13 protein-coding genes are annotated in these 10379 nt (G+C 71.6%); 5 read left to right on the plus strand and 8 right to left on the minus strand.

Annotated elements, in window-relative coordinates; all coding sequences use genetic code 11:
* Positions 1-14: 14 nt before the first annotated feature.
* From G3I78_RS29290 to G3I78_RS29300, 3 genes are read right to left on the minus strand one after another with little or no spacing between them, the layout of a single operon-like run.
* Entirely contained in the window at positions 15-1016 is a 1002-nt protein-coding gene (locus G3I78_RS29290; protein ID WP_164429866.1) for a methionine synthase, read from the minus strand.
* Positions 1017-1065: 49 nt separating this feature from the next.
* Positions 1066-1755: an SDR family oxidoreductase gene (locus tag G3I78_RS29295; RefSeq protein ID WP_164429868.1), complete on the minus strand. Its 690-nt coding sequence runs from the start codon at positions 1753-1755 to the stop codon at positions 1066-1068.
* Positions 1756-1778: 23 nt separating this feature from the next.
* Positions 1779-2318 (minus strand): TIGR00730 family Rossman fold protein, encoded by a 540-nt coding sequence (locus G3I78_RS29300; protein ID WP_164429870.1) that lies wholly within the window; start codon positions 2316-2318, stop codon positions 1779-1781.
* A gap of 50 nt (positions 2319-2368) precedes the next feature.
* Between G3I78_RS29300 and G3I78_RS29305 the strand changes: the two genes are divergently transcribed.
* A complete protein-coding gene (locus tag G3I78_RS29305) occupies positions 2369-2698 on the plus strand; it encodes a DUF427 domain-containing protein (RefSeq protein ID WP_164429872.1) in 330 nt (109 codons plus the stop codon).
* Positions 2699-2735: 37 nt separating this feature from the next.
* A complete protein-coding gene (locus G3I78_RS29310) occupies positions 2736-3518 on the plus strand; it encodes an alpha/beta hydrolase (protein WP_164429875.1) in 783 nt (260 codons plus the stop codon).
* A 28-nt stretch (positions 3519-3546) separates the two neighbouring features.
* Here the strand turns inward: G3I78_RS29310 and mnmA are convergent, their stop codons facing one another.
* On the minus strand, positions 3547-4671 hold the full coding sequence (mnmA, locus tag G3I78_RS29315) for a tRNA 2-thiouridine(34) synthase MnmA (protein ID WP_164429877.1): 1125 nt from the start codon (positions 4669-4671) through the stop codon (positions 3547-3549).
* 60 nt (positions 4672-4731) lie between these two features.
* On the opposite strand from mnmA, the gene G3I78_RS29320 reads away from it, so the two are divergent.
* Together G3I78_RS29320 and G3I78_RS29325 are read left to right on the plus strand one after the other, a co-directional pair.
* A complete protein-coding gene (locus tag G3I78_RS29320) occupies positions 4732-5397 on the plus strand; it encodes a peptidoglycan recognition family protein (RefSeq protein ID WP_164429878.1) in 666 nt (221 codons plus the stop codon).
* A gap of 183 nt (positions 5398-5580) precedes the next feature.
* Positions 5581-7131, plus strand: coding sequence for a multicopper oxidase domain-containing protein (locus tag G3I78_RS29325; RefSeq protein ID WP_203615649.1), 1551 nt, complete (start codon positions 5581-5583; stop codon positions 7129-7131).
* A gap of 192 nt (positions 7132-7323) precedes the next feature.
* Here the strand turns inward: G3I78_RS29325 and G3I78_RS29330 are convergent, their stop codons facing one another.
* The 4 genes from G3I78_RS29330 to G3I78_RS51285 all read right to left on the minus strand — a co-directional run bounded on the left by G3I78_RS29330 (position 7324) and on the right by G3I78_RS51285 (position 9429).
* Positions 7324-7701, minus strand: a complete 378-nt coding sequence (locus G3I78_RS29330) for a DUF1304 domain-containing protein (RefSeq protein WP_164429880.1) — start codon at positions 7699-7701, stop codon at positions 7324-7326.
* A 26-nt stretch (positions 7702-7727) separates the two neighbouring features.
* The gene (locus G3I78_RS29335) at positions 7728-8897 is read right to left on the minus strand and encodes a cysteine desulfurase family protein (protein ID WP_164429882.1); all 1170 of its coding nucleotides are present in this window, start codon (positions 8895-8897) and stop codon (positions 7728-7730) included.
* Between the two features lie 66 nt (positions 8898-8963).
* Entirely contained in the window at positions 8964-9230 is a 267-nt protein-coding gene (locus G3I78_RS29340) for a DUF4190 domain-containing protein (RefSeq protein ID WP_164429884.1), read from the minus strand.
* A gap of 34 nt (positions 9231-9264) precedes the next feature.
* The gene (locus tag G3I78_RS51285; protein WP_203615650.1) at positions 9265-9429 is read right to left on the minus strand and encodes a hypothetical protein; all 165 of its coding nucleotides are present in this window, start codon (positions 9427-9429) and stop codon (positions 9265-9267) included.
* Positions 9430-9574: 145 nt separating this feature from the next.
* On the opposite strand from G3I78_RS51285, the gene G3I78_RS29345 reads away from it, so the two are divergent.
* Positions 9575-10201: a TetR family transcriptional regulator gene (locus tag G3I78_RS29345; RefSeq protein ID WP_164429886.1), complete on the plus strand. Its 627-nt coding sequence runs from the start codon at positions 9575-9577 to the stop codon at positions 10199-10201.
* Positions 10202-10379: the final 178 nt, after the last annotated feature.

Raw genomic sequence — 10379 nt, forward strand, 5'->3', positions numbered from 1 at the left:
GTGTTGTCCTCCCGTTACTCTGGGTTGTCCGCGAGGGATCTCGCCGCCTGGACGCAGTGGGCGAGCACCCTGCGGGCGTACTCCGGGGAGGCCCCCGCGAGTCCGCACGCCGGGGTGACGGTGACCGCCTCCGCGAGAAGTCCCGGATGCAGCCCCAGCCTGCGCCACAACGTCCTGACACCCATGACGCTACCGGCAGGGTCTGACAATGCCGTGTCCGTGCCCGGCACGACACCGGCGAAGAGCCTCGTGCCCCCTTCCACCGCCTCGCCGATCGCGTCGTCGTCACGCTCGGTGAGGAGCGAGAAGTCGAAGGAGACCGCCGTCGCACCCGCCCTCCGCAGCAGGGCGAAGGGGACGTCCGGTGCGCACGAGTGGACCACGACGGGGGCGTCCGCGTGAACCCCGACGACGTCCCGGAGCGTGGCCTCGACGAGCTGCCGGTCGACGGCGCGGTGGGTGCGGTAGCCGCTGGCGGACTTCACCTGGCCCCGGAGGACGGCGATGAGGGAGGGCTCGTCGAGCTGGAGGACGACCTGCGCGCCGGGCACGCGCCGCCGGACCTCCTCCAGGTGCAGCCGCAGCCCCTCCGCGAGCGAGGCGGCGAGGTCCCGGCAGGCGCCGGGGTCGGAGAGGGCGGCCTCGCCGTTCCTCAGCTCCAGCGCGGCGGCGAGCGTCCAGGGCCCGACGGCCTGGACCTTGAGCTGTCCCTCGTACCCCTGGGTGAACTCCTCCAGCGCGTCGAGGTCCTCCCCCAGCCACGACCTCGCCCGCTTGGTGTCCCGGCCCGGCCGGTCCCCGAGCCGCCACCCGCTGGGCTCCACGCGCGCGTACAGCTCGACCAGCATCCCGGCGGTCCGGCCGATCATGTCGGCGCCCGGTCCGCGGGCGGGCAGTTCGGGCAGGAACGGGAAGTCCTCGAAGGAGCCGGTGGCGGTCTTCACGGCTTCCCTGGCGTCGCCGCCGGGGAGCGAGCCGATGCCGGTGGCGGGGGCGAAACTGAAGTCTGCGGTCACGTGCGAAGCCTACGTAGGTGACCGCGGGCCGCCGCCCGCCCCCAGTCCCTCAGCGCCCCGGACGCACCGTCAGGTCGTTGATCTCCGCGTCCCTCGGCAGGTCGAGCGCGGTCAGGATCGCCGTGGCCACCGACTCCGGGTCGATCCAGCGCGAGGCGTCGTACTCCTTGCCCTCCTGCTGGTGGACCTTGGCCTGCATGGGGCTGGCCGTGCGGCCGGGATAGACCGAGGTCACGCGGACTCCGTTGCCGTGCTCCTCGTGGCGCAGGGAGTCCGCGAGGGCCTTCAGGCCGTGCTTGGTGGCCGCGTACGCGGACCAGCCGGCGTGGGCGTTGAGGCCCGCGCCGGAGTTGACGAACAGCACATGGCCCCGGGCCGCCCGGAGCTGGGGCAGGAAGTGGCGGGTCAGCTCGGCCGGGGCGATCAGGTTGACGTTCAGCTGGTGGCGCCAGGTCTTCGGGGTCAGGTCGCCCACCGGGCCCAGGTCGACCACGCCCGCGATGTGCAGCAGGGAGTCCACCTGGTCCGGCAGCGACTGGTGCGAGAAGGCCCAGGAGAGCTTGTCCGGGTCCGCGAGATCACCGACCAGCGTCCGCGCCCCCGGGAACTCGGCGGCCAGTTCCTTGGCCCGGCCCGCGTCCCGCGCGTGCAGCACGAGTCCGTCCCCGCGCGCGTGCAGACGGCGGGCCACCGCCGCGCCGATGCCGGAGCCCGCTCCGGTGATCACATGTGTAGCCATGCCGTCATGCTCGCACCACGCCGTCACGCGGTACCGAGCGACTCCTCCAGGTACGCCAGCGCCCCCACCGGCTCCTCCGCGAAGAACACCAGGTCGGTGAGCGGGCGGGGCAGGAAGCCCTCGTCCTCCATGCGGCGGAACTGCTCCTTGAGGCCGTCGTAGAAGCCCGCCGTGTTCAGCAGCACCACCGGCTTCTCGGTGTGCCCGTGCTTCTTCAGCTCCAGGATCTCGGTCGCCTCGTCGAGCGTGCCGGTGCCGCCCACCATGACGACGACGGCGTCGGCCTTCTCCAGGAGCAGCTTCTTGCGCTCGGCGAGGTCGGCGGCGATCACCATCTCGTCGACGCCTGGACGGACCTTGGACGCCAGGAACTCCACCGAGACCCCAACCAGGCGCCCGCCCGCCTCGTGCACCCCGTCGGCCACGACCTTCATCAGGCCGACGTCCGAGCCGCCCCACACGAGCGTGTGCCCGCCCTTGCCCAGCAGTTCGGCGAACTCGCGCGCGGGGCGCGTGTAGCGGTCGTCAAGGTCGGCGGCGGAGAGGAAGACGCAGATTCGCATGAGGTCACCGTACGCGGGAAGAACCGGGGGCCCGCGAGCGCTTCTCCGGTATGGCAGACGGACACACGATCACCATCGAGCAGATCGAGCGGCACGTGCGCGTGGTGCACGGCGACCAGGTCCTGGCGGAGAGCGAACGGCCGCTGGTCCTCAGGGAGACCGGCTCCCCCGTGCGCTACTACCTCCCCGCCGAGGACGTACGCCTCGACCTGCTGACCCCCTCCGACACCCACACCTACTGTCCCTTCAAGGGCACGGCGTCCTACTGGTCGGTGCCGGACGCGCCCGACCTGGTGTGGTCCTACCCGGACCCCAAGCCCGCCGTCGCGGAGATCAAGGACCACCTCTGCTTCTACGAGGTCGAGGTCGACGTGTCCTGACCGATGAGTTCCGTGTTCTGCGGCAGTCTCCTCAGGCATGGACAAGAAGACCCTTTCCCATGACGGCACCCCGATCGCGTACGAACACTCCGGGCAGGGCCCGGCCGTCATCCTCGTCAGCGGCGCGATGTCCACGGGCGGCACGGTCGCGCCCCTGGCCGTGCCGCTGTCGGAGCGGTTCAGCGTGCTCGTGTACGACCGCCGCGGCCGCGGCGAGAGCGGTGACACGGCCCCCTACGCGGTGGCCCGCGAGGTCGACGACCTGGCCGCGCTGATCGGGGCGGCGGGCGGCGAGGCATGTCTGTTCGGCGTCTCGTCGGGCGGCGCGCTGGTCCTGGAGGCCGCGGCGAGCGGGCTGCCGGTCCGCCGGGTCGCCGTCTACGAGACGCCGTACGCCGACTTCCTGGACGGCGGCGCCGAGCAGAACGCCGAGTACACCGAGAGCCTCACCGCGGCGCTCTCGGAGGGCCGGAGCGGGGACGCAGTGGAGCTGTTCCTGCGGCTCACCGGCATGGGCGAGGAGATGATCAGGGGCGCCCGCAACTCCCCCATGTGGCCCGGCATGGAGGCCGTCGCACCGACGCTCGCCTACGACAACTCGGCCATGGCCGGCGGCCTGGTCCCCCGGGAGCGGCTGGCCTCGGTCACGGTCCCGGTGCTGGCCGTCGCGGGCGGCGCGAGCCCCGGGTGGATGCGCGAAGGCACCAGGGCAGTCGCGGACGCGGCGCCGACGGGGTCGTACCGCGTCCTGGAGGGCCAGACCCACATGGTCGACCCGGCCGCCCTGGCACCGGTTCTGGCGGAGTTCTTCGCCCGGTGACGCGGCCGGGTCCCGTGAGCCAGGTGGCTCAGGCCACCCCGGCCGTCGCGCGCGTGGTCGACGCGATCGTCGCCGAGCCCACCACGCGGGTGCCGTCGTACAGGACGATCGCCTGGCCCGGGGCGACCCCGCGGACCGGCTCCGTGAACGACACGCACAGTTCGCCGTCGACCAGCTCGGCGGTGACCTCGGTCTCGCCGCCGTGGGCGCGGAGCTGGGCGGTGTAGGTGCCGGGGCCCTCGGGGGCCGTGCCGCACCAGCGGGGCTTGATGGCGCGCAGCCCGGTGACGTCCAGGGCCGCGGCCGGGCCGACCGTCACGGTGTTGTCGACCGGCGAGATGTCGAGGACGTAGCGCGGCTTGCCGTCGGCGGCCGGGGTGCCGATGCGCAGCCCCTTTCGCTGGCCGATGGTGAAGCCGTACGCGCCCTCGTGGGTGCCGACCTTCGCGCCCGCCTCGTCGACGATGTCGCCCTCGGCCTTGCCGAGCCTTCGCGAGAGGAACCCCTGGGTGTCGCGGTCGGCGATGAAGCAGATGTCGTGCGAGTCGGGCTTCTTGGCGACCGCGAGGCCCCGGCGCTCGGCCTCGGCGCGGATCTCGTCCTTGGTGGTGACGGTGTCGCCGAGCGGGAACAGGGCGTGCGCCAGCTGCTTCTCGTCCAGGACGCCGAGGACGTACGACTGGTCCTTGGCCATGTCGGAGGCGCGGTGCAGCTCACGGGAGCCGTCCTCGTCCACCAGGACCTTGGCGTAGTGGCCGGTGCAGACCGCGTCGAAGCCCAGCGCGAGCGCCTTGTCGAGCAGGGCGGCGAACTTGATCTTCTCGTTGCAGCGCAGACAGGGGTTGGGGGTGCGGCCGGCCTCGTACTCGGCGACGAAGTCCTCGACGACGTCCTCGCGGAAGCGGTCGGCGAGGTCCCAGACGTAGAACGGGATGCCGATGACGTCGGCGGCGCGGCGGGCGTCGCGGGAGTCCTCGATGGTGCAGCAGCCACGCGCGCCCGTGCGGAACGACTGCGGGTTCGCGGAGAGCGCGAGATGGACGCCGGTCACGTCATGACCGGCTTCGGCGGCGCGGGCGGCGGCTACGGCGGAGTCCACTCCACCGGACATGGCGGCGAGTACACGAAGAGGGCGCGGCGTGGTGTCAGTCATAACCCTTCAAGAGTACGGGGACTCGGGAACCGGGGCCGCCGGGTATCCGTTGACGATCACATGGGGGCGACAGAGGGTTCCAGGGACGGCGACCGGCGCATCGGGCGCCGGGCGCTGATCATCGGCGGGACGGCGGCCGCGGTGGGCTCCGCGGTGCTGGCCCGTGACGAGCTGGCGCGGCTGTGGTGGCGGACGCCGGGGGTGGAGAAACCGCGCGTCGCGGGCGCGGTCGACTTCGCCGGCGCGCGGTGGGTGGCGGCCTCCGAAGCGAACTGGCGGCGCGCGGACCGGCCCTACGACTACGGCGTGGACATGGTGATCATCCATGTCACGCAGGGCAGTTTCGCCAGCGCGGTGAAGGTGTTCCAGGACCCGGGACACGGTGCGGCGGCGCACTACATCGTCCGCAAGGACGGGCACATCACCCAGATGATCCGCGAGCTGGACGTGGCGTACCACGCGGGCAACCGCTCCTACAACGAACGCAGTGTGGGCATCGAGCACGAGGGATTCGTCGACCGGCCCGAGGACTTCACGGACGAGATGTACGCGGCCTCGGCGCGGCTCACCGCCCGGATATGCGCGCGGTACGACATCCCCGTCGACCGCGAGCACATCATCGGCCATGTGGAGGTGCCGGGGACGGACCACACCGACCCGGGCAGGCACTGGGACTGGGACCGGTACATACGGCTGGTGCGTGAGGCGCGGAGTACGTCCGCCTAGCCAGGTATGAAATTCGGGCGGGAATCGCGCGCCCGACATGTCCCGCGCGCCGATCATGACCTGCGGAGCGTCAACTTGGCTTTTCTTCAGGGCAGTTGACCGGACACCGGCTTCACAGGTTCCCGGGCTCGCACCTAGTTTCGGCTCAGTGTGCCCACAGGCCGTGGCCTGAGGCTCCCGGCCATGACACACACCACAGAGCCGGACAGAGGCGCGCACGCGCGCGACGGCAGCACAGCCAAGAGCGAGCACTCCAAGGAGGTCAGGGGCCACAAGAAGGGCCTGCACCGGCGGAAGTTCCTCGGCGGGATGGCCGGGGTGGGCCTCGGGGCCGTGGCGGCGGCGGGGGCGACGTTCTCACTGCTGACCGACAGCACCCGCAGCAAGGCGGCCGCCGCGACCGACGGCACCCTCACCATCCCCGACCTGCTGGAGGGGACCACCACCGACGGCACCACCACCTTCACCCTGGCCGCGCAGACCGGCACCGCCGAGGTGCTCAGCGGCGTCACCAGCACCACGGCCGGCTACAACCAGTCGTTCCTCGGCCCCACGCTGAAGTGGACCAAGGGCGACGCCGTCCTGCTGAACATCACCAACAGCCTCAGCGAGGACACCACCGTCCACTTCCACGGGGCCCATGTCCCGCCCAAGATGGACGGCGGCCCGCAGAACGCGTTCTCCGCCGGGACGGTCTGGTCGCCGACCTTCACCGTCCTGGACGAGGCCAAGACCCTCTGGTACCACCCGCACGCCCTGGGCACCACGGCCAAGCAGGCCACCCACGGCCTGGCCGGGATGATCATCGTGGAGGACGACTCCGACACGTCCGCGGCGCTGCCCGGCGACTACGGCGTGGACGACATCCCGCTCATCTTCCAGTGCCTGGCCGTGGACAGCGCCGGGGACATCAAGTACGACCAGAGCGGCTATCTCAGCTCCGGGCTGAGCTTCCCGGTGCTGGTGAACGGCGAGAACGTCGACGACACCACCCTCGCGTTCGCCGCCACCAAGACCCGCAACCGCTTCCGGGCGCTCAACGCCTCGCCGTCCGACATCATCACCATCCAGCGCAGCGACGGCGGCACGCTGACCCAGATCGCCACCGACCAGGGCTACCTGGCGGAGGCGGCCGAGGTGACCACGATCCGGCTGGTGGCCGGCGCCCGCGCCGAGTTCGTCATGGACGTCACCGCGGACGTCACGCTCCAGGTGGTCATCACGACCGGCTGGATCCGCGGCGGCTCCGGGACGTACGACTTCCTCACGGTCACGGCGGGCGGCACCGACACCCCGGACGACCTGCCGAGCACGCTCAACACCATCGAGCGGTACGACACCTCCGACTTCACCGCCCGCACCATCACCCTCAGCAACACCGGCGCGACGATGAAGATCAACGGCTCGGCCGGACTCACCATGTCCAGCATGGCCATGATCAGTACGACGCTGGGCGCGAAGGAGATCTGGACGATCGCCAACGCGAGCCAGCTGGAGCACTCGTTCCATCTGCACGACGTGCCCTACCAGTTGATCTCGATCAACGGCGAGGACCCGACCGGGGTCGACCTCGGCTGGTACGACACGTTCGAGGTCGTCGGTGGCGGCACGATCCAGATCGCCATGGAGTTCACCGACTTCGCCGACGACACGTACATGTACATGCTCCATTGCCATCTGCTCCAGCACGAGGACGAGGGAATGATGGCTTCCCTCATGGTCACGGAGAGCTGACCGGAACAGACGGTCAGCCCAGGCCTCATCAGCAGGCTGCCGCCGGCAGTGGAAGTGCCGGCGGCAGCCCCCGGCCCGAAGTGCCTGGGCCAGGTCTGTGTGACCCCGGAAGGTAGTCCATCAAGCCGTCAACTGTCGACAGCTGGCCTTAATTTCAGCCGTAGTTGAGCATTGAGCGCAATTCTGTCGACACTAGAGAACAGCGGCGGCCAGAAGAGCCAGCACCGGCGGCAGCCCCTGGCCGAGCGCCCCGCGCCACAGTCGCGGAAACGACGCGGCGAAGGCGAGCGCCGAGACGACGAGGAACGCGCACAGGCCGAGGACCAGCGTGCGGCCCGCCGTGGGATCACCGGCGTGCAGTGCGACGACCCCGGCGACCAGACCGAGGCCGAGCAGGATGTTGTAGACGGCGACGCCCGAGCGCCACAGGGTGACCTCGGGGGCGTCGGCGTCGGACGTGGTCAGGAAGACACGGACGGCCGCACGGTCGTAGAAGAAGCGTTCCAGTGTGCCGACGACGAGATGGATCACGGCCGCGAGCAGGGCGAGGACCTGGGAGGCAAGGTTCACGCCCGGAGTGTCCCGCCGCCCGGGTGTTACGTCAGCCCCGCCGCGCGGGCGCGTTCCACCGCGGGCCCGATCGCCTTCGCGACCGCCTCCACGTCCGCCTCGGTGGAGGTGTGCCCCAGCGAGAAGCGCAGGGTGCCGCGGGCCAGGTCCGGGTCGGTGCCGGTGGCCAGCAGGACGTGGCTGGGCTGGGCGACCCCGGCGGTGCAGGCGGAGCCGGTGGAGCACTCGATGCCCTGGGCGTCCAGGAGGAGGAGCAGGGAGTCGCCCTCGCAGCCCGGGAAGGTGAAGTGGGCGTTGGCCGGAAGGCGGCCGCCCGGCGCCGGGTCACCGCCGAGGATCGCGTCCGGGACCGCCGTACGGACCGCGTCGACCAGGCTGTCGCGCAGGGCGCCGATCTCCGCGGCGAACCAGGCGCGTTGCCCGGCGGCGAGCCGGCCGGCCACCGCGAAGGAGGCGATGGCGGGGACGTCGAGGGTGCCGGAGCGGACGTGCCGCTCCTGGCCGCCGCCGTGCAGGACCGGGACGGGGGTGTGCTCGCGGCCGAGCAGCAGGGCGCCGATGCCGTACGGGCCGCCGACCTTGTGGCCGGAGACCGTCATCGCGGCGAGTCCCGAGCCGGCGAAGTCGACGGGCACCTGACCGAAGGCCTGGACCGCGTCGGCGTGCAGCGGGACGCCGAACTCGGCGGCGACGTCGGCGAGTTCACGGACCGGCATGACGGTGCCGATCTCGTTGTTGGCCCACATCACGGTGGCGAGGGCGACGTCGTCGGGGTCGCGGGCGATCGCCGCGCGCAGGGCGTCGGGGTGCACGCGGCCGAACTTGTCGACGGGGAGGTACTCGACGGTGGCGCCCTCGTGCTCGCCGAGCCAGTGGACGGCGTCGAGGACGGCGTGGTGTTCGACGGGGCTGGCGAGGACCCGCGTCCTCGCGGGGTCCGCGTCGCGCCGGGACCAGTACAGGCCCTTCACGGCGAGGTTGTCGGCCTCGGTGCCGCCGGAGGTCAGGACGACCTCGCTGGGGCGGGCGCCGAGCGCCTCCGCGAGGGTCTCGCGGGATTCCTCGACCGTGCGGCGGGCCCTGCGGCCGGATGCGTGGAGGGACGAGGCGTTGCCGGTGGCGCCCAGGTGCGCGGTGAGTGCCTCGACCGCCTCGGGGAGCATCGGGGTGGTCGCGGCGTGGTCGAGGTATGCCATGGTGACGCCGATTCTACGGGGCGTGTCCGGACCGCCTCGGGCCAGGACCGTCCGCCGACGGCCGGCTCAGAAGCTCCAGGACAGCGTGGAGTCGACCTGCACGAAGGCCAGCAGGACCAGGAGGTCGGCCACTCCGAGGCCGAGGCCCAGGTAGGCGCGGCCCCGGCGCTGGGTGCCGCGCCACAGGGCGACGGAGGCCAGGACGATGGCGATCGGGCCGAGGAAGACGTTCAGGACGAGAAGGCCGACGAGGCCGAGGATGAAGGACGCCACGGCCATGCCGTCGGCGTCACGGGCACCGGTGCGGGGGGTGGCCTGCGCGGTGAGCTGCATGGTGATCAGTGCTCCTGGGGACGGTGGGGCGGGTTCAGTGGACCGAGCCGCGGCGGCGGGCGTGGCGCTCGCGGAGCGCGAAGACGCCCAGCCAGGCGGCGATGACGGCGGCGGCGACGGCGGTGAAGGCGAACGGCGCGTGGGCGACGGTGCCCAGGACGACGCCGAGCAGCATGAGTGCGGCGACGAGGAACAGCATGGGACGGATCCCCCTCCGGTACGGCTGTCGTGACGTGGGTCGTTACTTTTGGGTGAACAGTTGTGGTTACAGTTGTTCACTGACTCCAGAGTCTAGCGCGCCGCACGGCTTTCCAATTACGGAGAACAGTTGTTAACTGGATGACATGAGTCACACCCTCGGCATCCGGCAGGCACAGAAACAGAAGACCCGGCAGTCGCTCCTGGACGCGGCGCTCGGACTGCTGGAGGAGCAGAGCCTGAGCAGCCTGGGCCTGCGCGAGGTCACCCGGGAGGTCGGCGTCGCCCCGACCGCCTTCTACCGGCACTTCCGCTCCACCGCGGACCTCGGCGTGGCCCTGGTCGAGGAGGCGCTGGGCAGCCTGCACCCGATGATCCGCACCACCGTGTCCTCGACGGAGGGCAGCGACCGACGCATCGAGCGCGCCGTCGAGTTGATCGCCCGTCACGTGGAGACCCACCCCGCGCACGTCCGCTTCATCGCCCGTGAGCGGCACGGCGGGGTCCAGCCGGTCCGCGAGGCCATCCAGGACCAACTGGCCCGGTTCGGCGAGGAGGTGCGCGACCAGCTCGCCAACGACCCGGAGTCCGAGGGCTGGAGCGGCGACGACCTCCTCATGCTGGCCAACCTGTACGTCGACCAGATGCTGATCACCGCGTCCCTGTTCCTGGACGCCCAGGACGCCCCGGAGCCGGAGCGCGAGCGGATCGCGCAGGTGGCACAGCGCCAGATGCGGCTGATCAGCGTCGGCCGCCGGCACTGGCTGGACTGAGCGAGGACCGACGCGCAGGGGCGGCACCCCCGTTCACCGGGAGTACCGCCCCTGCCGTACGACGTCCCGCGACGCCGCACCGGCGTCCGCTACGACGCCCCGTCAGCTCTTCGTGGCCGCCGCGCTCGGCGCCCCGCTGGGCGCGCCGCTCGGGGCCGCGCGGTCCTGGCCGGCGCCG

The sequence above is a fragment of the Streptomyces sp. SID13726 genome (assembly GCF_010548375.1).
Taxonomy (GTDB): domain Bacteria; phylum Actinomycetota; class Actinomycetes; order Streptomycetales; family Streptomycetaceae; genus Streptomyces.